Source organism: Mammaliicoccus sp. P-M59, assembly GCF_022386135.1.
Lineage (GTDB): Bacteria > Bacillota > Bacilli > Staphylococcales > Staphylococcaceae > Mammaliicoccus > Mammaliicoccus sciuri_A.
Genome location: NZ_JAJNJJ010000002.1, coordinates 120,026 through 143,838, shown reverse-complemented (window position 1 = coordinate 143,838; position 23,813 = coordinate 120,026). Strand labels below are relative to the sequence as shown.

Genomic DNA, 23,813 nt, shown 5'->3' with positions numbered 1-23,813 from the left:
ACTATTCGAGTAATAAGGAGGTTAAGATATGCGTGTTTCAAAGAAAGATTTATTTGATTTAATGAAGAATAAATTAGTTAAAGCGGGCTTAAACGAAGGTGCTGCAGAAGATGTAGCAGACGTATTAACATTTGCGGATCATAGAGGTATTCATTCACATGGTGCAGTTCGAGTAGAGTATTATGCTGAGCGAATTGCTAAAGGTGGTATAACAGCCAATCCGAATTATCAATTCGAACAAACGGGATCATCAACAGCTGTATTTGAAGGAGATAATGGCCCTGGTCATCAAGCAGCTAAACAAGCGATGGAAAAAGCAATCGAGATGGCTAAAGAAAATGGCGTTGCCGTTGTTGGTGTTAAGCACATTTCACATAGCGGTGCGTTAGGTTACTTTGTAGAAATGGCAGCTAAAGAGAATATGGTCGGTTTAAGTATGTGCCAATCAGATCCAATGGTTGTGCCATTCGGCGGTACTGAACCATATTTCGGAACAAATCCAATTGCATTTAGTGCACCTTCAAACGATGATCGCATCATTACTTTTGATATGGCAACGACCGTTCAAGCATGGGGTAAAGTGCTAGATGCAAGAGCGAAAAATCAATCCATCCCAGATACATGGGCAGTTGATGCGAATGGTGAACCAACGACAAATGCTAGAGATGTTCATGCACTTGTACCAGTTGCAGGACCTAAAGGATATGGCCTTATGATGATGGTTGATATTCTATCAGGTAGTTTACTAGGCGTACCACATGGTGTACATGTTTCATCTATGTATAAAGATTTAACGAAAGGCCGTGACTTAGGCCAATTACATGTCGTGATTAATCCAGCATTCTTCACAGACTTAGAGCAATTCAAAACAAACATTTCAACAATGCTCGATGAATTAAAAGCACAACCAGCAGCACAAGGATATGGAGAAATTTTCTATCCTGGTGAACGTGGCCGATTACGTAGTGAAAAATACGACGAAGAAGGCATTGAAATTGTTGATGATATATACAACTACTTAGTTTCAGACGATGTGCACTTTGATCGTTATCACGGAAAAAATAGATTTGCAGAATAATAACGGAGGAATAGTATGTTACACACAATTATTAAAGAAAACACTTACCAAGATTCGATTGTATTAATGTTATTATCGAATAAATTATCTGCTATTGATGGTATTAACCAAGTATCCATTATGATGGGAACACCTGCCAATAAAGATATTTTTAAATCTTCAGGATTAGGTACGGATGAACTAGAAGCAGCGAAACCAAACGATATTATTATCGTTGTTGATACAGAAAATGAAGAAAAAGTTGAAGAAGTAAACCAAGAAGTTGAAGCAGAATTGAAAGGGAAAGGTGAAAGCGAAGACCAATCTCAAAAACAAAACGAAGCTTCAAATTGGAACCGTGCATTAGAATTAGCAAACAATCCTAACTTAGCATTAATTTCAATTCCTGGGCAATATGCAGCGATGGAAGCTGAAACAGCATTGAAAAATAACTTAAATGTATTTATGTTCAGCGACAACGTCGCAAAAGAAGACGAAGTACGTTTAAAAGAAATGGCACATGACAAAGGTTTACTCGTGATGGGTCCTGACTGTGGTACAGGTATTATTCACAGTTTACCACTTGCATTTACAAACACTGTTAATGAAGGTGACATCGGTGTTGTAGGTGCTTCAGGTACAGGTATTCAAGAAGTAACAACAATCATTGACCGTGAAGGTAAAGGTGTTACAAATGCTATCGGTACAGGTGGACGTGACTTATCTACAGAAGTAGGCGCGATTACGATGTTAGACAGTATTAAAGCACTTAATGCGGATCCTAAAGTGAAAGTCATTACAGTTATTTCTAAGCCACCAGCTAAAGAAGTAGAAGAAAAAGTATTGAATTTATTACGTAATATCGAAAAACCAATCGTAACGTTATTCTTAGGGTCTAAACCTGAATATACAGAAACAAACATTTACCACGCTTATACATTAGAAGAAGCGGCACGCGTATCTGTTCAACTTTCAAACGGAGAAACACCTCAATTTAGTACAGCAATTCAATCAGATATTAATATCAAATTTGCTGATAACCAAGATGGCGTTAAAGGTTATTACTCAGGTGGTACGTTAGCTTCTGAAGCGGCAATGTTATTGAAAGATACTTTAGGCGACAATTCAGATGCAGAAACACCAGAAGGCTTTTCATATAAAGGTGGTCACCACGAAATTATCGACTTAGGTGATGATATTTATACACAAGGTAGACCTCACCCTATGATTGACCCATCTAAACGTATCGAAATGTTAGAACAATCTGCAGACGATCCATCAACAGCTATTATTATGTTAGATAACGTAATCGGATACGGAAGTCATGATGACATGGCAAGTGAACTTGCACCAACGATTCAAAAAGTATTAGATAAAGCACAATCAGAAGGTCGCAGTTTAGCAGTTCTTGCTACAGTTGTAGGTACTGAGCATGATCACCAAGGTTACGACAAACAAGTCAATATCTTAAAAGAAGCTGGCGCAATCGTATGTGAAACAAACAATCAAATGGTGACGACAGCACTTCATTTACTAGGTAAAGATGTTGAACAACCACAATTAGAAACAAAATCATTCGAAGCAGAATCTGTTGACTTAACAGTTGATGAAAAAATCTTGAACTTAATTAATATGAAACCAAGTGTGATTAATATCGGATTGAAGAGTTTCACTGAAGCTATCCAAGCTAATGATGCACAAGTTGTTCAGTTTAACTGGCAACCAATCGCAGGTGGCGACGAGAAATTAATGAAAGTACTTCAATTCTTAAACAATTACGAAGGAGAGACAGTATAAAATGGCTTATAAAACAATAGATGAAGCTAACCAAGCAGTCATTGATAAGATGATCGCAGCAGCACCATTTTTAGTAGATGTGGTGCCTGCTAAATCTAAAATTCCAGAACTTAAAGAACATGTATTACTACATGCTGGACCACCAATCAAATATGAAAACATGACAGACCCTATGCAAGGTTCATGTGTTGGTGCAATTTTATTTGAAGGATGGGCTGAGAACGAAGAAGCGGCACGTAAGTTGTTAGAAGAAGTACAAATTACGTTCATTCCTTGTCATCACGTTAACGCGGTTGGACCAATGGGTGGTATCACATCAGCTAACATGCCTGTACTTGTTGTTGAAAATAGAGAATCAGGTAATGAAGCATACTGTCAAATGAACGAAGGTATCGGTGCTGTATTACGTTTCGGTGCTTACAACGAAACAGTTGTAAACCGTCTACACTGGATGAAAGATGTATTAGGTCCAGTATTAAGTAAAGCTCTTCAAAAAATGGATGATGGCTTAAACGTTAACGTATTAATCGCTAAAGCAATTGCAATGGGTGATGAATTCCACCAACGTAACATTGCAGCATCATTAGCATTCTTAAAAGAAGTGACACCTATCATTGCGTCATTAGAAGATGTAGAACCTGAGAAACGTACGGAAGTATTACAATTCTTAGCTGATACAGATCAATTCTTCTTAAACATCGCGATGGCTACAGGTAAAGCGATGATGGACGCTGCTCGTCAAATCGAACACGGTACAGTTGTAACAGCAATGTGTCGTAACGGTGAGAACTTCGGTGTACGTATTGCAGGTATGGGTGACGAATGGTTCACAGCACCTGTTAACACACCTCAAGGTTTATATTTCACAGGTTACTCAGCAGATGATGCGAATACAGATATCGGTGACTCAGCGATTACTGAAACAATCGGTGTTGGTGGTATGGCAATGATCGCAGCACCAGCTGTTACAAGATTTGTTGGTACTGGTGGATTTGATGATGCATTACAAATTAGTAATGAAATGACTGAAATTTGTATTGGTGAGAACCCTAACTTTGCGATCCCAACATGGAACTTTAAAGGCGCTTGTTTAGGTATCGATGCACGTAAAGTTGTAGAAACAGGCATTACACCTGTAATCAATACAGGTATTGCGCATAAGATTGCTGGTTACGGACAAATTGGTGCAGGTACAGTACATCCACCAATCGAATGTTTCGAAAAAGCAATCACAGCGTATGCTGAAAAGTTAGGATTTAACGCGTGATTCTTCAAGCAACTGCAATAGGACAGGATGCTAAGAAACACTTAGAACAACATAAACAATTTTATGTGCATAGCATATTTAATAAAGGTTTCAATATCGTCAATGAATCGAATGACCTTATCTTTATAGGTACAGATGAAAATGGAACATTTCCTTTTGGTATAGTAGTCGATTCACAAACAAAGCAAAGTTTATTTAACGAAATCGAATTAAATCAACACATTGTAGTGGGTCCTACTGCTATTCAAATAAGTAAGGCATGCCAACTCGTTTGGCATGTTCCAACTTTAAAGGCATCTGACTTTTCGGAACAGACGGATATACAAAAGCTTAAAGAAAATATCGCATCTTATGACTTTGCCATGTATGAGCAAGGCGATTTTAACAAAGAGAAGATGCAACACGTATTAAACGCATTAGAATTTGGAAATGATGAACAAGTTGAGGAACAATACCGATATCTGATTGGTAGAGGACAAGGTTTAACACCATCCGGAGATGATATGCTGACAGGTATTTTATTTATTCATTTTATCCATCCTTTTATTAACAATAATCATTTAGAACGATTAAACATATTGCTGCAATCATCTCTAACCACACTTGTAGGCGAAACATTTTTAAAATGTGCTTTGCAAGGTCAATTTAGTTCAAAAATTTCTAACCTACAACATGATCCATCAATCGCGCGTCTAGACCAACTTTTAAAAGTAGGTTCTTCATCTGGAAGAGACACGTTATATGGCATGTATGTAGCATTAACATTAAGGAGTGAGACGTATGGGTAAGCGAGTTGTACTTGCACTAGGTGGTAATGCGATATTACAACCTAATCAAGAAGCGTCATACGATAATCAATATAACAACGTGATGTCTGCTACACGTAAAATGGCAGAATTGAAGAAACAAGGACATAACATTGTGATTACACATGGTAACGGGCCACAAGTCGGGAATATTATCGCTCAAAACGAAGCGGCGAAAGATATTGTGAACCCACTTCCAATTAACGCATGTAGTGCAGAATCTCAAGGATTTATCGGCTATATGATGGAAGAAGCTATTAAAAATCATTTAAACGATTTAGGTATTAGCAGTGATGTATTAACATTATTAACAATGGTTGAAGTAGACAAAGATGACCAAGCGTTTAATAATCCAACTAAACCAATTGGTGTATTTTTCAGTGAAGAAGAAGCTAAAAGATTAGAAAAAGAACATGGCTTTGTCATGGTAGAAGATGCTGGTAGAGGATACCGTCGTGTTGTACCTTCTCCAGAACCACTTGTTATTCATGGTGTAAACCAAATTAAGAAATTAATTAATCAAGCGATTGTGATTTCTTCAGGTGGCGGTGGCATACCTGTTTACCGTGATGAACACGGTGATATTAAAGGTGTAGAAGCTGTTATCGATAAAGACCGTTCTGGTTTGAAACTAGCTCAACAAGTTGAAGCAGATACATTCATGATGTTAACAGACGTACCAAATGTGTGCGTGAACTTCGGTAAAGAAAACGAAGAAAAGCTTAAAACCATTTCAGTTGAAGAAGCGAAACAATACGTAGCAGAAGATCAATTTCCAGCAGGAAGTATGTTACCTAAGATAGAAGCGGCAATTCAATTTGCAGAATCAGGTAAAGAAGCTATTATTTGTTCATTAGATGATGCAATTGATGCATTAGAAGGAAAAGCAGGTACACGAATTTTATTAGATCCTTCAGCAAAACCAGTTTCTTGTTAATATGAAGGGTTTGATTGAGTGTAAAAGAAGGTTGTTAGAAATTCTAACGCTCAAGAAAGTGAAACAAGATCGTTAGCCGACATACTAAACTTTATAAACCGAAAATAAACCCATCCCCCTATGGCTAACGATCAAGTCGCTCAATTTAGCAGCATTGCACTCAATCATATCTCTGATATACTATTAAAAAAGTCTGGGACAAAGTGTTGTTCCAGACTCTCATATTATATACACTTCAATATGAATGAACTATACTAATGTTGCGTTGATGTTTTATAAGAAAATTTTTAGAAATAAGGTGGTATAAGATGATTGAACCCTATAATACACATAGAATTCAAAGAAATTGGGGTATCATAATTGCGATTGTATTTATCGCATCTACGCTACGTGCACCACTAACATCAGTAGGTCCGGTAGTTAATGAAATTAAAGATGTTATGCAAATTAATAACAGCCTTGCTGGTTTTTTAACAACAATACCACTCATTATATTTGCAGTCGTTTCGCCATTAGTATCTAAAGTAACTAAACGTTTGACGATGTCTAATACAATTGTACTATCAACGATATTAGTAATTATTGCTTTGTACATACGTGTTGCTGGTGGTTTTAATTTATTTATTATTGGTACAGTTCTACTAGGTATTGCAATCGCATTTGGTAATGTTGTATTACCGAGTTATGTGAAATGGTATTTTCCATTACAAATTGGATTAGCAACAGGTATTTATAGTGGGACAATGAACTTTACTGCTGGATTAGGTGGGGGATTAAGTTTCCCAATGTCACAATCTCCATTAGGATTCAGACTGTCCCTTGCTTTTTGGATTGTACTAGGAATTATCGCTTTGATTTTGTGGATTCCAAAAGCAAGTAAAGGCGCTAAACTAGAACGTCAAGATAAACTATCAGAAGCACAGAATCAACATACAAAATTGAACATTACGAAGTCTAAATTAGCATGGTTAGTAGCCTTAACAATGGGATTCCAATCAATGGTATTCTATACAGTTGTTGCTTGGGTGCCTTCTATATTAGTAGATAGAGGTCTAGACCCATCAACTGCAGGTTATTTACTCATGCTTAACCAATTTTCACAAGTGCCAATGACATTTACATTCCCGATTATTGCGTCTAAATTAAAAGACCAACGTATATTAGTTGTGATCATCACAATGCTATTCTTAGTTGGATTTGGGTTATTCTTTACGCAATCATTAGTATTACTCGTAATCGGTATTATTATTGCAGGTTTAGGTATGGGTGCATGCTTTAGCTTATGTATGACATTCTTCTCTATACGTGCACGTACAAGTGACGGAAGTATCGCATTATCAGGATTCGGGCAATCTATCGGGTATTTAATAGCTGCCATCGGACCATTCTTTATCGGTTATTTACACGATGTGACAGACAGTTGGATATCAGGCATCATCGCCTTAATCGTTATGTCTATTCTGTTCTTTATAGTAGGCTATCCAGCATCTAAAAATAGAGTCGTAGAAGATGAAACGATATAAAAATACAAAAAAGTCTGAGACAAAGTTACTGTCTCAGACTTTTTGTATTGAATTTATTTTAGTACTAAGCTAATAATAAATCTAATTCTTTATTGATGATTCTATAATTTTCATCAGTAAAGTTTGTGAAGTTATACCACTCATTATCATAAAAGATTTTGATATGTTCTTTTAAAATACCTTTTTTAAATTCTTTTTCTTTAATGTTTACAATGTCCAAAGTATAAGAAAACTCTGTGCCTATACCATCTTCTTTGAAAATTAATTTTTTCGACTGTTTGTCTAATTTCAATGTACCAGGTTTATGAACATGTCTAAAATTAAAAACTTTTAATGAGCATTTTGTTGTAATCATAGCCATCACCCTTAAAAATGTAATTTTTTATATAATATGGTAATTATTAGCTAAAATCAACTTATGTAATGAGATTTATAAATAATTAATAGAATCTAAAAAACACTTTCGTCCAATTCATCTATCATGAATTAATACGAAAGTGTTTTATTTTACTTCAACTTGGTGTGACTAGATTTCATTTTGTTCATAATAGTCTAATAATGTCTTGATAGACTCTGCGACATTAAGGTGTTGCTGGCTGTCATGTGATACTAAATATGTTGAGAATATTGATAAGAATGTTAGAATGTTTTGTTTTTGAACGCCGTAACCCATAATACCAATTCTCCATATTTGTCCTTGTAAATCTCCAAAAGATCCGGCAATTTCTACACCGTAATTTTGTAATAAGCCATTTCTAAAGGCATTATCATCGATGCCTTCTGGAATTTTAACGCAAATGACCATTTTCATCTCGTTAGATTCGTCACCGTAAATTTCTAATCCAAGTGCTTTTAAAGCTGTTTTTAAAGCTTCTTGGTGATAGCTATGTCTTTTGGCACGTGCTTCGATGCCTTCTGATAGTGCTAATTTTAATCCTGTATATAATGCATAAACAGATGTTGTAGATTCTGTGTGATGATTGAGGCGTTTAGGGCTCCAGTAGTCTTGTAACTGTGTTAAATCTAAATAGTTACTGCTAATGAAATGTTCTTTTTCGGTAGATTCATTAGAGCGAATCCCTAATTCTACACGTTTGCGTTTATTAATTTCTTCACTGAAACGCTCGTTAAATGTAATCGGTGTAATACCTGAAGGAATAGATAGACATTTTTGAGCGCCACCAACGACTGCGTCTAGTTCCCATTCATCTACAGGAATAACCATACCTTGATAAGTTGCGACCGCATCTACTACTGAAAAGATGCCTCTTTCTTTACAAGCACGTCCTAATTGATCGATAGGCTGCAATCTTCCTGTTGATGTTTCACCATGTACAATCGCAAGTACTTTAGGTTTATATTCATCTAAAGCTTCAATAATTTCTGCTTGATCAAACACTTCGCCCATCGGTTTATGTATATTGTGGACGATACCTCCTGCACGTGTTACGAGTTCAGTAAATAAATAACCAAATCGACCAATTACAGGTACGAGTACTTCATCACCAGGTTTCACGATATTTGATATAACGGCTTCTAAGCCAGCACGGCTAGTTCCATCAATTGGAAAAGCCCATTTATTTTCTGTTAAGAATGACTGACGAATTAATGACATTGTTTCATTCATGATATTAACAAATTCATAATCGAATTGACCGAGTATAGAATTCGACATTGCTTGAGAAACACGTGGATCTACACTTACAGGTCCAGGTGTCATAATTAATCGTTTGTTCACTTTTAAAGTATCCACATTGCTAACCTCTTTTTCTATAAATTTTGTCATTATACATTATATCTTAGATTTTCATACAATTATTCGTCAAAAATGCTGATTATTTTATTACTTTTTGTCAGAATATTACAAAAAAACGCCACGTATTTAGTATACACTTGTAAGACAATATTAAATTAAATCAAAAACAATGGTATGATTAATGGACGAATATTACATAGATAGAAGGGCTTTTGAAAATGTTAAAAATAGCTTTAAAAAGAACGCCAATCGCAATAAGCGGATTGGCATTGGGCATCATGGCATTGAGTAATGTATTTTATCATATTAATTTTAAGACGCTCGGCCTATGTAGCTTTATTATTTCCTGTGCAATAATGTTATTATTTATCATGAAATGGATCATTTATCCTAGTATGTTTCTGAAAGAACTTAAAAATATCCATACATTTGCGATATCACCAACATTTCCTATGACTTTCATGATATTTGCATCCATTATAAAACAGGAATTTGCCGTACAATCTCAGTTGTTAAACGTGCTATGGTATGTAGCCATTTTATTACATATAAGTTTGATTATTATTTTTATAAGTCGCTATGCATTTAGAAATTTTAAATCATGGCCAAATACAAGTTGGTTTGTGATGTTTGTCGGAACAGGGGTTATAAGTGAAACATCATCGGCATTTAATGAAACACTCGGACATGTATCGACAATCTTTGGAACAGTATGCCTAGTGTTGATTTTAGCGTATGTACTAATCAGCAAGTCATGGCAAACATATAACCAAGAACAATTTCCGATGGTGATTATTATGAGTGCACCAGCAGCACTTTGTTTAAATGGTTATATCTTAAACAATACAAGTTATTCAAATGTATATATCATCGTCTTATTAATACTTTCCCAAGTGTTGTTTGTATTTACATTAATATTCTTACCGAAAATACTACAAAGAGGTTTCAAAGTATCCTTTTCAGCAATGACATTCCCATGGGTAACAACAGCCGCATCACTTTATAATGTCACTCAACACAGTCACGCAAGTAGTAGCATCATTACATTCGGAACAATATTTTCTGTAATTGAAATCACATGGGCAGCAATCATCGTATGCTATGTGTTATATCAATATGTCGTATTCCTAGTAACAAAAGACGTCGAATATAGTTAGGATGTAGAAATGGGAGCGGGACAGAAATCTAATTTGTATAAAAAAGATTTCGTAGTCCCGCCCCGGCAAGGATGACTAGAGTTGAAAAAAAGCTTGGTACAAGCGCATTTTCAATTCAGGCATCTACTGCCAAGATATTAGAAAAGTCTGAGACAATACATTATGTCCCAGACTCATTTAGCGTTTCTGTACCGATAAAAAAATTTACCGGTCCATATTTTGCGTTTTTGTACCGATAAAAAAGATTATCGGTCCATATTTAGCATTTCTGTACCGATAATTCGCTCGCAAAATCTTTAAATATCCAGTTAAAAAGTTTATGTTTGACTATATAGTAACTATACACCTTACCATTATTTGAGTAAGGAGGATTTATCATGAAATTTAATAAATGGTTCTCGTTAATATTGGTTTCTAGTGCGTTATTTTTGATTGTTATAGATATGACAGTTTTATATACTGCTTTACCTACGATAACGTATGAATTAGAAGCGACTGCGTTTCAAAAATTATGGATTGTAAATGCATATCCGCTAGTTGTTGCAGGTCTTTTACCTGGTTTAGGTACGTTGGGTGATAAAGTAGGGCATAAGAATATGTTTTTATCTGGTTTAGTAATCTTTACTTTAGCATCAGTTGTCGCGGCTTTTTCTCCAACGTCTGGCACTTTAATTATGGCTAGAGTTATATTAGCTATTGGTGCAGCAACAATGATGCCGTCAACGCTTGCTATTATTAAACAAGTCTTTGATGACAAAAAAGATAGAGCACTTGCGCTAGGTATCTGGTCTTCTATTGCATCAGCAGGTGCTGGTTTAGGACCTTTAATAGGTGGTTTATTATTAACTAAATTTTGGTGGGGATCAGTATTCTTAATTAATGTTCCTATTACGATACTTGTGATTGTCGTTGCTTTTATACAAATTCCTAATATTAAAGGAAACAAAGATAAAAAATGGGACATCACAAGTTCAATTCTGATTATGATAGGGCTTATAGGTACTGTCTACGCTATAAAAGAAGTCACAAAAGAAAATCCTTCAATTGTACTGATTATACTGACATTAGTGATTGGATTATGGTCGTTGAAATTATTTATTAGTCGACAAAAACGTCTATTAAATCCTTTAATTAGTTTAGATATATTTAAAAATAAATACTTTTTATCAGGTGTGATAGCTGCATTTACATCAGCATCTATATTAATTGGCTTTGAAATGATTTTATCTCAAAGATTACAGTTAATTTTAAATCTAACACCTTTAAAAGCAGGATTAGTCTTAATGTCGATGGCAGCAGCTGCTTTTATAGGAGCAATTGTACAGGGAAGTATCTTAACACGATTTGATAGCATCGAAATACTCATTTATAATTTAATCATTTCATTAATCGGTATTGTAGGATTCACAGCATTTCTACACAATGATTTATGGATTCAAATACTGTTCCTTAGCATTGCAGGATTAGGGTTAGGCGGAGCAATGACTGTAGCATCAAATGCAATCATGACAAACGTTGATGATGATAAAGCAGGTATGGCAGCTTCAGTAGAAGAAGTGTCATATGAACTCGGAGGCTCAATAGGAATAGCCGCACTTGGTGGCGTATTTTCATTTACTTATACTTACTTAATGGAACGCTCAATGTCGATAGCAGAAATACCAGCAAAAGCAAAAGGTAGTTTTGAAGAAACGATGATAGTAGCAGAAAATTCAAATGGTCTTTTAAAAAGTAAATTACTAGAATTGGGTACAAATGCATTTGATCATGCATATTCATTAATCCTAATCATAACAATCACAATCATCGTTGCAATTATCCTATTATTGTGGAGAATATTAGTAGAAACAGGTAAGAAAATAACATAAAAAAAGACTACTTATTTCTCAGAAAATAGAGGGATAAGTAGTCTTTTTTAAGTGTTGAAGTGGAATTACGTGCAGAGATAATTTGGTTAATTTATCATATGACTTTACTAATATAATTAAATTTTAAATTCTGCTGTACTTTCACGCTTAATTAATGATGCGCCATGGATTATTTTACCTGGTGATGCTTGTTTATCTTCGATGTTTTGGAGAATACTTTTAACTGAGTTTACGCCTAATTCAAATAATGGCATTTGGATAGTTGTTAGGCTTGGTGAGAGTATTGATGTAAAGTAAGTATCGTGTAATCCAATTATTGAAATATCGTCAGGTACTTTTATTTCATGTTCTTTCATTGCCTTTAATGCACCAAGTGCGATAAGTATATTTGCTGCAAAAATTGCTGTTGGCAAAGTATGATTTTTAATGATTTCTTTCATTGCTTCATAACCTGAATCAATTGTATATTGACTCTCAATTACATTTGCAGATTTGAAGTCATAATTGTTTTGATGCAGTGCTTCTCGATATCCTTGCAATCGCTGAATTGCACTATCAGCATAAATAGGACCAGATATATGAGTGATATGTTTATGCCCAAGTTCAATAAGATGTTCTGTGGCTAATTTTCCAGCTGCTTTATCATCTAATACAACATAGTTATCGGAACTAGAGTGTTTTCCATTAACGATTACGAATGGTTTTTTTGATGATTCTAGTTCTAAAATAATCTCGTGTTCAAGTTCATGTGATGCAATTAGTAGACCATCTACATGATTATCTTTAATTAATTTCAAAAATTCATTTTTCTTCTTATTATGCTCACTATAAATTAACAAACTATACCCATTAGCATTTGCTTCTGATTCAGCACCTTTAATAATGTCTGAATACACTGGATTACCAATGTCAGGTATAACGATTCCTAACATATTTGTCTTATTCATTTTTAAATTTCTAGCCATTCTATTAGGTTGATAATTGAGTTCTTTAACCGTTTGCAATATTTTCTTTCTAGTTGAATCTTTAATTTTTAATGTCTGATCATCATTTAACACCCGTGATATAACGGACGGGTGAACACCGACTATTTGAGAAATTTCCTTTAAAGTTGCCATCATTTCACCTAGCTTTATTTAGTAATTATATTATATATGATTTTTTGTAGATATTAAAATTTACTTGACTAAAAACGCTTACAATTATAATATGTAACTTAAGAAAAACGTTTTCTTTATTAAATATAGTTATATAAGCCTTATAAAAGAAAAACGTTTTAATTAAAAGGGGGATAAATTTATGGCATCAAATCCTATAGATTCAAAATTATACGGTCAATTATATACAACGGATGAAATGAAAGAGGTATTTTCTGATGAATCGCTTCTTCAAAAATGGTTGGATTCTTGGGTTTCATTAGCAGAAGCAGAGGAATCATTAAAAGTTATACCTGAAGGCATTTCTAAACAAATTAAAGAAAAAGCAGATTATTCATTATTTGATATGGATGTAATTAGTAATGGCATTATTGATACAACACATCCTTTAATTGTTCAAATAAGAGAGTTTGAGAAATTGTTATCACCTGAAGCGGGTGGATATATTCATTGGGGTGCGACAACTCAAGATATTATGGACACAGCTGTAGTTCTACAAATTAAAAGTGCCCAAGACATATTAGAAAAACAAATACATGATTTTCTTAGATTACTTCTAAAGTTAGCTGAAAAATATAAAGATGTTGTAATGCCTGGTAGAACACATGGCCAGCATGCCTTACCCGTGACGTTAGGATATAAAATCGCAATCTGGGCTGATGAAATTGGTGAACATCTAACAAGGTTAAATGAAGGCAAGAAACGATATTTACTAGGTTCATTTGGCGGCGCTGCAGGCACATTAGCATCATTAGGTGAAATTGGTTTTGATGTTCGTCGTAAATATTGTGAAAATCTAGGATTATATGAACCACTTGTAACATGGCATGTACAAAGAAGTGGCTTTGCTGAATTCTCTAATATCGTCGCGATGATTTCTAGTACTTTAGGTAAAATTGCGAACGAAATTATTAATTTACAAAGATCTGAAATTGGTGAAATTGAAGAAGGACATGTAGATGGTCAAATTGGGAGTAGTACAATGCCACATAAACGTAATCCTATGATTTGTGAATATGTGGTTGGTCTTACAAGATTGGTCCAAAGAAATGCAACTTTAGGTCTTGATGCAATGGTACAAGAACATGAAAGAGATATGACATTCTGGACGACTGAATGGAGCTATATCCCACAAATTTGCATTTATACAAGCAGTCAAGTTGATAAAATGCATAAAATACTTTCCAACATGATTGTTCATGAAGATAAAATGGAACGAAATCTATATTTACTAAAAGGACTCATCGTATCTGAAAACTTAATGTTAGAGCTCGGTAAATATATAGGTAGACAAAAAGCACATGATGTCATTTATGATATCTCGATGGAAGCTTTTGAAAAAGATGAAAAGTTATTAAATATTGCTTTGAAAAATAATACAATTACGCAACATATGTCAGAAGATGAAGTTACGAAACATTTAGAACCATATTCATATATTGGTTTAAGTGAACCATTTATTAAAAAAGTACAAGAAAGATGGACTGATATTACATTCTAAAAATGAGAGGTGTCAAATATGTCATCTGCAGTTTTGACAATTATTATATTAGTAGTAGCAATAGTATTATTTATAACTGAAAAATTACCAATAGCGATTACAGCTCTTTTAACATCTATATTGCTTTTTGTAACAGGGATTATCGATAGTAAGACGCTATTCTCAGGATATACAAATGAAGTTGTTATATTAATCACAGGTATGTTTGTGATTGGTGGCGCTTTGTTTGAAACAGGTGTTGCTAAGAAGGTGGGTAACTATATTTCGAAATATGCAAAAACTGAGCGTCAATTATTATTAGTTGTCATGCTTATTGCTGCTGGACTTTCAGCATTTTTATCTAATACAAGTACGACAGCAGTCTTATTGCCAGTTGTTATAATGCTTGCGGATAAAGGAAACTTTTCAAGATCTAAGTTGCTTATGCCATTAGCATATGCAACATCACTAGGTGGCATGATCACACTGGTTGGAACTAATGGGAATTTAGCGGTGCAAAGTGTTATGAACAATGCGGGTGTTAAAGAGTTTGGTTTTTTTGAATTTGCTTGGATTGGTATACCTTTAACAATCGTAGGTATTTTATATATGTTAACAATAGGATACAAACTCATTCCAGATAGAGGTTTAATAGTAGGTGACGATGAATATACAGATAATGAAGAAAATAAAGATAATCAAACTTCTATCAAGCAGATTATAGCTGTATTAGTATTGTTAGGTGCCATTATATTCATGGTCTTTGAAGAACAAATTGGTGTTCCATTACATATAGTATCGATAATTGGAGCATTGATACTTGTCGTAACAAGAACTTTAACAGAAAAACAAGCATACAAATCTCTAGATTTATCTACTATTATTCTTGTAGCTTCAATGATGCCAATGGCTACAGCTTTAGAAAAAACAGGAGCAGCAAAAATGATAGCTGATTATGTTGTAGGTTTTGTAAGTACTAATAGTGGTCCATATATTTTAGTAGGTATCATTTTCAGTATTACCACAATCTTAACTTCAGTAATGTCTAATACCGCTGCAGCAGCCTTGATGGCGCCTATAGCACTCGTCATATCGAATAATATGGGCATCGATCCAAAAGCTGTACTTATGACAGTAGCAGTAGGTGCATCAGCAGCATATGCGACACCAATAGGAACACCACCAAATACGATGATTTATATCCCAGGAAATTATAAATTTATGGATTACGTAAAATGTGGACTACCATTTTTAATCATTCAATTGATTATATGTTTAGTACTCATTCCATTAGTTTGGCCATTTAGTTAGATATCATTATATATATTAGGAAAAGAGCAATACTAACTTAATTATATAAGTTGTATTGCTCTTTAATATTAAAGTTGAAAATAAATTCTAATCAACTAATACAATATTCTTTTGTTCAAAAGCAGTCTTAGTAGCATCTGAAAATTTTGTTGAAACTAGATATGAAATATCATCTGTTTTAGTTGCAATATGATTACTTATAGTACCTATTTTGTCTTGTGTTACCATTGCTAATACTTCGGTTGCTACCTCAGACATTGCTTGTTTTATTTCAGCTTCTTGAATTGTAGGGACACTTGTACCATGTTCTACATCGATATTATAAATCCCCATAATATATAAATCTACATGCAATTTTTGTAAACTTTTATAAGTTTCAATACCAACATTGATCATTGACTGTTTATAGAAAGTGCCTCCTAAATTTATTACATCAACATTTGGGTGATGGGCAAGAGAAATTGCGATTGGAGGACTATTCGTGATAATTGTACATTTAAAATCAGATGGTATTTGTTTAACTAATTCTAAGTTAGTAGTACTACCATCGATAAGGATACAAGCATTTTCCTTTAGAAAAGGCAGAGCTTTTATTGCAATTTCATTTTTGGATTTCTCGGAAACAGATTGTCTATTAAAGAAATCTGTGACTGGAGGTCCTATTTTTAAGGCGCCTTTATGGACACGTTTAATTAGTTTTTGTTCAGCTAATTCTTTTAAATCTCTTCTTATTGTATCCTCAGAAACTTTAAATTCTTGACTTAAATCACTTGCTAGTACTTTTTGTTCAATGTTTAGTTTATCAAGAATTTTTTGTTGACGTTCCTCTTTAAGCATATTAAAGCCCCCTTTTATATTTTAATTTTACATAAAAATTTCTTATCGTCAAATTACAAACGTGCATAAACAGGATTAATAAATGACGATTTATGCATGTTTGTGTTGACTTGTTTGTTACAAGCGCTTACAATATTAAAAAAAGGAGTGGTTTTCAATGAAAGATATTATATTGTCACCTTCAATTATGTGTGGAGATTTAATTAATTTAGAAAAATCAATTAATGAAATTGAGCAAAATGGATTAAATAATCTACACATAGATGTAATTGATGGATCGTTTAGTCCTAGTATGCCACTAGGCTTAGACACTATAAAAGCTCTAAGAAAAAAGACGAATTTAAATTTCGATGTACACATCATGTCAGATAATAATGAATTTTTTATTAATGAAATTATTAATATTGGTGCAGAAAGTATTACATTTCATCTAGAATCCTCAAAACATATTGATAGATATATAAAACTTATTAAAGAATCTGGTTCTAAAGTGGGTGTAGCACTTAATCCTTCTACTCCTTTATCATCTCTTGAATATGTAATTGATCAAATTGATATGGTTTGTTTAATGTTGATTAATCCGGGATTTGCTACAAACAAAAATGAAAAGCAAGTAACATATGCGAACAGAAAAGTTTCTGATTTAAAAAAAATGATAGATGAACGTGATTTAGATGTCAGCATACAAGTAGATGGAAGAGTCTCAATGGAAACAATATTTAATTTGGTTTCATCTGGAGCAGATAATTTGGTGTTAGGTAGTACAAGCTTATTTTTAAAAGGTCATACATTAAGTGAAAATAAAAATACTATTTTGGGTTTATTACCGAATATTTAATGAGGGGGATTATTATGGATTATATTGAAGCTAAAAATGATATTGTCAATGAAATAAATAAGACATTGACAGTTGTAAATAATGAAGAAGTTGGACAGGTAATTCAGGAAATAAATTCTGCACGAAAAGTATTTTTTGTTGGTGTAGGTCGTGTTCTTCTATCTTTAAAAGCAATTGCAAAAAGGTTAGCACATATTGGTATTGATACTGTAATTGTAGGAGAAATAACTGAACCGGCAATTACAGAAAAAGATTTGTTGATTGTTGGATCTGGCAGTGGACAAAGTGCCTTTCCATTAATAATAGCTGAAAAAGCCAAAAAATATGGAGCACGAGTTGTACATTTTGGTTCAAATCCAACAAGCTCAATGAAAGAGTTTACGGATTTATTTATAAGAATACCGGTACGTACTAAATTAAATTTAGATGATGAAATAGAGTCTGTTCAGCCAATGACAAGTTTATTTGAGCAATCTTTATTAATATTAGGAGATATAATAGCGCTATTAATCATATCAGATAAAAATATAGATATAAAAAATCTTTGGCAATATCATGCCAACCTAGAGTAGGTGATAAAATGTTAGCAGTTCATTTTGGAGCGGGCAATATAGGAAGAGGTTTGATTGGAAATATACTAAATAGCAATGATTATAAAATTTGTTTTATTGATACAAATAATCGCGTAATAGAAGATATTAATAAAAATAATAGTTATAAAATAGAGTTATTTAACAATGTTGGAAGTTACATTGATATTACAGAAGTTACTGCGATAAATAGTATTAATGAACCAGAAAAAGTTAAAGAATTGATAGAAAAAGCTGATATTATTACAACATCTGTTGGTGCAAATAATTTAAGTAAGATAGCACATACTATAAAAGAAGGATTATTGATTAGAGAAAAGGCTAAAAAAACTATTAATATTATAGCTAATGAAAATGTTATAAATGCTACTGATCGATTAAAAAATGAAATAATTAAAATCTCAACAAAGAATGAGATTAATAAGATTCAAGAAATAGCCTACTTTGCTAATTCCACAATAGATAGACAGTGTTTATCTATTGAAAGAGAAGGGGAAATAATTGCCTCAGTTGAACCTTATTATGAGTGGGTTATTAATAGGAAAGAATTGTTTCAAGCTGAGAAATTCTTTTCTGACAATGTTCGCCTTGTAGATAATTTAGAACCCTTTATAGAAAGGAAATTATTCCTTGTAAATGCTGAACATGCAGCCTTTGCATATATTGGACACTTATTTGATTATCCTACAATACAAGAAGCAGCTAAAGATAAAAGAATTTATGAATTAGTCATTAATTACTTATCTGAAAATAAAAACTATTTTATAACTAAATATAAAATGGATGAAGAAGAGTTACAACTGTATATTAAAGAAACTGTCAAGAGACATACTCAAAATGGCATATTAGACAGTGTAAATAGAGTTGGAAGGGATCCAATTAGAAAATTACAATCTGATGATCGATTAGTTGCACCAGTTAAAAAGTTAAACAATATGAATTTAGATAATAGTATCGGCAAAAAAATCATAGCATCTGCATATTTATATGACTCCAAAGATGATGTAGAGTCACAATCTATTCAAAAGTCGATAAGCAGAAACGGGATAGAAAATACGGTTAAGCAAATTTCGAAATTAGATGATCTGCTAGCAAAGGATATCACGAATATCTATGAAAGCATTAAATATAATAAAGAAAAAATATTTGAAGATGTGGGGAGATAATCATGAATAGTGAGAAAAAATCATTATCTTTAAGAGCTCGTGTCCAAATGTTTGGTGGATTTTTGACTAATATGGTGTTACCTAATATAGGTGCATTTATAGCTTGGGGATTAGTTACTGCTTTGTTTATACCAAAGGGATGGTTTCCTAACAAAAATCTAGCAATGTTAGTTGAACCTTCTATAACTTATTTATTACCTCTATTATTGGCATTTACTGGTGGTAAGATGATTGGTGGACATCGTGGAGGGGTTTTAGGAGCAATTGGGACAATGGGACTTATAATTGGTACCGATATTCCGATGTTTCTAGGAGCAATGATAGTTGGACCAATTGGTGGTCTTATAATGAAGAAAACAGATAAATATTTAGAAAATAAAATACCAGCAGGATTTGAAATGGTAGTTAATAATTTTTCAATTGGTATTATAGGTTTTTTACTAATGATTTTATCGTTTCTATTCATTGGACCAGTCATTGAGTTATTAAATGGATTAATTACAAATTCAATAGAATTTATAGTTAATGCTGGAATGTTACCATTAGTAGCTATTATTAATGAACCAGCTAAAATTTTATTCTTAAATAATGTTATAGATCAAGGCGTATATTATCCATTAGGATTACAGAACACCTTAGAAAACGGGAAATCTATATATTTCATGGTAGCTTCTAACCCTGGAGCTGGATTAGGTTTGTTACTTGCGTATTCAGTATTTGGTCAAAAAGTAGCAAAACGTACCGCTCCTGGTGCAGCTGTAATACATTTTATTGGTGGTATACATGAGTTGTACTTCCCATATGTATTAATGAAACCACTAACACTAATACCGATGATATTGGGTAGTATGTCTGGTATTATTACATTTAAATTATTCAATGTGGGATTAGTTGCTGGACCTAGTCCAGGATCAATTATTTCATATTTAATATTAACACCTAAAGGTAATTATTTAGGGGTAATTGCAGGTGTATTAGTTGCCACTATTGTCACATTTATTTTTACAGCAATTATTCTAAAATACGATAAAAAAGATATGGATGACTTTTCATTTGAAGAAAATGTAGAGAAATCAAAATCTATGAAACAAGAAGGCAAAAAAGATATTAGAAATGAAAATATTAATTTGAATAATACTTATGACAAAATTGCTTTTGCATGTGATGCTGGGATGGGAAGCAGTGCAATGGGAGCAACTACATTTAGAAGGAAACTGCAAAAGGAAAATGTTAATGATATATTTGTAAAACATTATAGAATTGAAGATGTACCACAAGATACAAATATAATAGTTGTACACCAAGACTTACTTGATAGAACGAAAAAGGTTCATCCTAACACGCGTATTGTACCTATTAGTAACTTTTTGAATGATTCTAAGATAGATGAATTAATAAATGAGATAAAAAGCAGCAAAAAGTAGAATCCCTTATGGGGAATTCTACTTTTTTTATTGAATTAATCATCTTGCTTATATTGTATATAATTACAATAATAATGAAATTTTTATTGACTTATCAGAATTGTTAGTTTATTATCAAATTAACAATCAAATGAAAATAAAATGAAAGTGAAGTGGTAATTATAGTTACTTTATATTTTATTAGACATGGAGAAACAGAATGGAATGCAAATGGAGATATGTACTGTGGACGTACAGATATTAACTTATCTAAAAAAGGTGAATATCAAGTTGTTAAAAACAAATTTTTATTAAAAAATATAGAAATTTCTAAAATTATATCCTCACCTCTGATTAGAGCAAAAGAAACTGCAAAACTAATGACAAATTCAGATGAAATTGAGATTGATAATCGTGTGATAGAAGTGGATTTTGGGAAATGGGAAGGATTAACTAAACAAGAAATTTGGGAACGTTATCCTAAAGAATGGAATGAATGGGTAACTTCAAAGGATGACGATAATGTAAGAATTGGAGAAATAGGGGAGTCATATTTGGAAGTGAAAAGAAGAGCATTAACTTTTATTGAAGATTTTAAACACATTGATAAAAATCAAAATGTTTTAATCTTTTCACATAATACTTTCATAAGACTTTTAATCGTTGCCATCTTAGAAATGCCAAATTATTCTTATAGAAAGTTAAAAGTTGATAATGCTTCTTTAACTAAAGTTACTGTAAATAAAGAAGAAATAAAGGTTGATTATATAAATAAATTTTAAAGAGGTGTTGTAATGAAAATCTCGCAAAGTTTGCATTTGGAACTTGAGTTTTTAGGAAAAGAAATTATCAAGCAAAAATTAGCAGCTGGACCAGGTGGAAATATAAGTGTAATTGATGAAGATGTAATCTGGATTTCACCAAGTGGTTTTAATTTAGATGAAGTAAAAATAAGTGATTGGGTACCAATTGATAAAAATACTGGAAATATTTTAAATGATCATTTAAGACCTTCATCAGAAATTGAAATGCATAGATTAATGTATTTAAAAGATAATTCAATAAAATTTATTGTTCATACTCATCCAATTTTCACATTAGCTATTTTAAGTTCTGGATATAAACAGATACCTTTTTTATTTCCAGATCATGTAGCTATAGCTGGGAATATGCCTTTAGTTAAATATGTAAAACCTTGTTCAGTTGAACTAGCAAATGAGGTAGTGAAAAATCAAATTGTTGGAGGTTCGGGTTTATTACTAGAAAACCATGGCTTGATTACAGTAGGTAGCACATCTAAAGAGGCATTGACTAGAACTTCAATTGTGGAAGCTGCAGCAGAAGTATTTGTGCATGCAAAGAGTATAGGAATCCCAAAGATACTTACAGAACAAGAAATTGCAGATATTCTGAATTTAGATGCAGAGAAATACAGGCAGGAGTTATTGAAAAGAGGTGATTAAAGTTTGAAAAAAATACTGGGTATTGATGTTGGTACTCAAGGTGTAAGGCTTGTTATAACGGATGACAAGGGCAATATCTTAGATGAAGTAAGTAGAGAATTTAAATTCGATGATGGGCGTATAGAACAAGATCCAAATGTTTGGTGGCAATCAATATTAGACTGTTTGAAAAATATTAAAACTAGATGTGATGATTTGGTATCTATCTCAGTTACTTCTACATCAGGGACGATAATACCTTTGAATAGTGATAATAAGCCTATACACAATGCATTGATGTACTCTGATGATAGATCAAGTAAAGAAGCACTTGAAATTGAGGCTACAATGAATATTTCTATGAAATCATCTTATTCATTACCTAAAATGTTATGGTTCAAAAATAATTTTCATGAAAAGTATAAAGATATAGACAAATGGGTACATGCTACAGATTTTATTATTGGTAAGCTTACGGGTGTTTATAAAATTACTGACTATACTAATGCTTTAAAATCAGGTTTTGATGTTTCTAATTTAGCGTGGAATGATGTGAGTAAAATTGGTCTTGACATTAATAATTTCCCTAAAGTAGTAGAACCAGGAACTTTTATATCTTTTATTGATCCAAATTTATCTAACTATTTAAATATAAATAATAATATACAAATAGTTGCAGGATTAACTGACGGGTGCGCTTCTCAATTTGCAAGTGGTGCAATTGGTTTAAATCAATGGAGTTCTACAATAGGTACTACACTTGTTTTAAAAGGTGTTACTAAAAAAATAATAAGTGATAAAATTTTTTATTCTCATCGTCATCCTGAAGGCTACTATATGCCAGGAGGTGCTTCTAATATTGGTGGAGATTGGATAAGTAAATGGTACAGAAATGACGAGCTTGATAATCTAAATAGTTATGCACAAGAATTTTATCCTTCCAATGATTTTATTTATCCTTTACTAATAAATGGTGAGAGATTCCCATTTTACAATAGTGAAGCTAAGTTAATAGATAATAAAAATTTGAATAAAGAACAAAAATTTTTAGCTGGACTTGAAGCTGTCGGATACATTGAAAAAATGGCATTTGAAAAAATTGAAAAATTAACAGGGTCTAAAATTGAAAAAATATACGTAGCCGGTGGCAGCACTAAAAGTAAAGCGTGGTTACAAATTAGAAGCTCTATTTTAAACAAACAAATTCTAATCACAAAAAATCCTAATGCAGCGTTTGGTGCTGTTTTAATTGCAGCTTCAAAAACTATATATAATAGTTTATCAGAGACATTTGAGAATATGGTAGAAATAAAAGAGGTTATCAAACCAGATGAATCTTCTGTAATTTATCAAGATTTGTATAAGGAATATATTGATTGGTTAGAAGTGAATATGAATAGAAAGGATCTGATAATTTGAGT

Annotated in this window: 21 protein-coding genes; 17 read left to right on the top strand and 4 right to left on the bottom strand. The window is 32.8% G+C overall.

Going from position 1 to position 23,813, the window contains the following annotated elements; translation table 11 throughout:
• Positions 1–28 precede the first annotated feature (28 nt).
• From allD to LQ617_RS05710, 6 genes are all read left to right on the top strand, one after another.
• Positions 29–1,078, top strand: a complete 1,050-nt coding sequence (gene allD, locus LQ617_RS05735; protein WP_239739880.1) for an ureidoglycolate dehydrogenase — start codon at positions 29–31, stop codon at positions 1,076–1,078.
• Positions 1,079–1,093: 15 nt separating this feature from the next.
• Positions 1,094–2,854, top strand: coding sequence for an acyl-CoA synthetase FdrA (fdrA, locus tag LQ617_RS05730; RefSeq protein ID WP_239739879.1), 1,761 nt, complete (start codon positions 1,094–1,096; stop codon positions 2,852–2,854).
• Between the two features lies 1 nt (position 2,855).
• Positions 2,856–4,121: a YlbE family protein gene (locus tag LQ617_RS05725; RefSeq protein WP_239739878.1), complete on the top strand. Its 1,266-nt coding sequence runs from the start codon at positions 2,856–2,858 to the stop codon at positions 4,119–4,121.
• Complete coding sequence (locus LQ617_RS16075; protein WP_204188493.1) at positions 4,118–4,909, top strand: oxamate carbamoyltransferase subunit AllH family protein; 792 nt, start codon at positions 4,118–4,120, stop codon at positions 4,907–4,909. Before LQ617_RS05725 ends, LQ617_RS16075 begins: the two co-directional genes overlap by 4 nt.
• The gene (gene arcC, locus LQ617_RS05715; RefSeq protein ID WP_075578271.1) at positions 4,902–5,864 is read left to right on the top strand and encodes a carbamate kinase; all 963 of its coding nucleotides are present in this window, start codon (positions 4,902–4,904) and stop codon (positions 5,862–5,864) included. The genes LQ617_RS16075 and arcC overlap by 8 nt, the downstream gene beginning before the upstream one ends.
• Before the next feature lie 308 nt (positions 5,865–6,172).
• Positions 6,173–7,387: a CynX/NimT family MFS transporter gene (locus LQ617_RS05710; RefSeq protein WP_239739877.1), complete on the top strand. Its 1,215-nt coding sequence runs from the start codon at positions 6,173–6,175 to the stop codon at positions 7,385–7,387.
• 64 nt (positions 7,388–7,451) lie between these two features.
• Here LQ617_RS05710 and LQ617_RS05705 read toward each other — a convergent pair whose 3' ends face one another.
• Positions 7,452–7,742 carry a hypothetical protein gene (locus LQ617_RS05705; RefSeq protein ID WP_037590268.1) on the bottom strand — a complete coding sequence of 97 codons (291 nt, stop codon included), beginning with the start codon at positions 7,740–7,742 and terminating at the stop codon, positions 7,452–7,454.
• A gap of 171 nt (positions 7,743–7,913) precedes the next feature.
• Complete coding sequence (locus tag LQ617_RS05700; protein WP_126477163.1) at positions 7,914–9,140, bottom strand: pyridoxal-phosphate-dependent aminotransferase family protein; 1,227 nt, start codon at positions 9,138–9,140, stop codon at positions 7,914–7,916.
• Between the two features lie 221 nt (positions 9,141–9,361).
• Here LQ617_RS05700 and LQ617_RS05695 point away from each other — a divergent pair, with 221 nt between their 5' ends.
• A complete protein-coding gene (locus LQ617_RS05695; RefSeq protein WP_239739876.1) occupies positions 9,362–10,300 on the top strand; it encodes a TDT family transporter in 939 nt (312 codons plus the stop codon).
• Positions 10,301–10,677: 377 nt separating this feature from the next.
• A complete protein-coding gene (locus tag LQ617_RS05690) occupies positions 10,678–12,168 on the top strand; it encodes an MFS transporter (protein WP_239739875.1) in 1,491 nt (496 codons plus the stop codon).
• Between the two features lie 116 nt (positions 12,169–12,284).
• Here the strand turns inward: LQ617_RS05690 and LQ617_RS05685 are convergent, their stop codons facing one another.
• A complete protein-coding gene (locus tag LQ617_RS05685) occupies positions 12,285–13,286 on the bottom strand; it encodes a LacI family DNA-binding transcriptional regulator (RefSeq protein ID WP_037590263.1) in 1,002 nt (333 codons plus the stop codon).
• 181 nt (positions 13,287–13,467) lie between these two features.
• Between LQ617_RS05685 and purB the strand changes: the two genes are divergently transcribed.
• Both purB and LQ617_RS05675 read left to right on the top strand, forming a co-directional pair.
• Complete coding sequence (purB, locus tag LQ617_RS05680) at positions 13,468–14,826, top strand: adenylosuccinate lyase (protein WP_037590262.1); 1,359 nt, start codon at positions 13,468–13,470, stop codon at positions 14,824–14,826.
• Between the two features lie 18 nt (positions 14,827–14,844).
• Positions 14,845–16,116, top strand: coding sequence for an SLC13 family permease (locus tag LQ617_RS05675; protein ID WP_037590261.1), 1,272 nt, complete (start codon positions 14,845–14,847; stop codon positions 16,114–16,116).
• Positions 16,117–16,203: 87 nt separating this feature from the next.
• Here LQ617_RS05675 and LQ617_RS05670 read toward each other — a convergent pair whose 3' ends face one another.
• A complete protein-coding gene (locus LQ617_RS05670) occupies positions 16,204–16,953 on the bottom strand; it encodes a DeoR/GlpR family DNA-binding transcription regulator (protein WP_239739873.1) in 750 nt (249 codons plus the stop codon).
• A 157-nt stretch (positions 16,954–17,110) separates the two neighbouring features.
• Here LQ617_RS05670 and LQ617_RS05665 point away from each other — a divergent pair, with 157 nt between their 5' ends.
• The 7 genes from LQ617_RS05665 to LQ617_RS05635 all read left to right on the top strand — a co-directional run bounded on the left by LQ617_RS05665 (position 17,111) and on the right by LQ617_RS05635 (position 23,811).
• A complete protein-coding gene (locus LQ617_RS05665) occupies positions 17,111–17,791 on the top strand; it encodes a ribulose-phosphate 3-epimerase (RefSeq protein ID WP_239739871.1) in 681 nt (226 codons plus the stop codon).
• A gap of 14 nt (positions 17,792–17,805) precedes the next feature.
• Positions 17,806–18,363 carry a 6-phospho-3-hexuloisomerase gene (gene hxlB / locus LQ617_RS05660; protein WP_239739870.1) on the top strand — a complete coding sequence of 186 codons (558 nt, stop codon included), beginning with the start codon at positions 17,806–17,808 and terminating at the stop codon, positions 18,361–18,363.
• Positions 18,364–18,371: 8 nt separating this feature from the next.
• A complete protein-coding gene (locus LQ617_RS05655; protein WP_239739869.1) occupies positions 18,372–19,547 on the top strand; it encodes a mannitol dehydrogenase family protein in 1,176 nt (391 codons plus the stop codon).
• Entirely contained in the window at positions 19,547–20,971 is a 1,425-nt protein-coding gene (locus tag LQ617_RS05650; RefSeq protein WP_345773042.1) for a PTS mannitol transporter subunit IIBC, read from the top strand. The genes LQ617_RS05655 and LQ617_RS05650 overlap by 1 nt, the downstream gene beginning before the upstream one ends.
• A gap of 152 nt (positions 20,972–21,123) precedes the next feature.
• Entirely contained in the window at positions 21,124–21,732 is a 609-nt protein-coding gene (locus LQ617_RS05645; protein WP_239739867.1) for a histidine phosphatase family protein, read from the top strand.
• 12 nt (positions 21,733–21,744) lie between these two features.
• Positions 21,745–22,413: a class II aldolase/adducin family protein gene (locus LQ617_RS05640; protein WP_239739866.1), complete on the top strand. Its 669-nt coding sequence runs from the start codon at positions 21,745–21,747 to the stop codon at positions 22,411–22,413.
• A gap of 3 nt (positions 22,414–22,416) precedes the next feature.
• Positions 22,417–23,811, top strand: a complete 1,395-nt coding sequence (locus tag LQ617_RS05635) for an FGGY-family carbohydrate kinase (protein WP_239739865.1) — start codon at positions 22,417–22,419, stop codon at positions 23,809–23,811.
• Positions 23,812–23,813 lie beyond the last annotated feature (2 nt).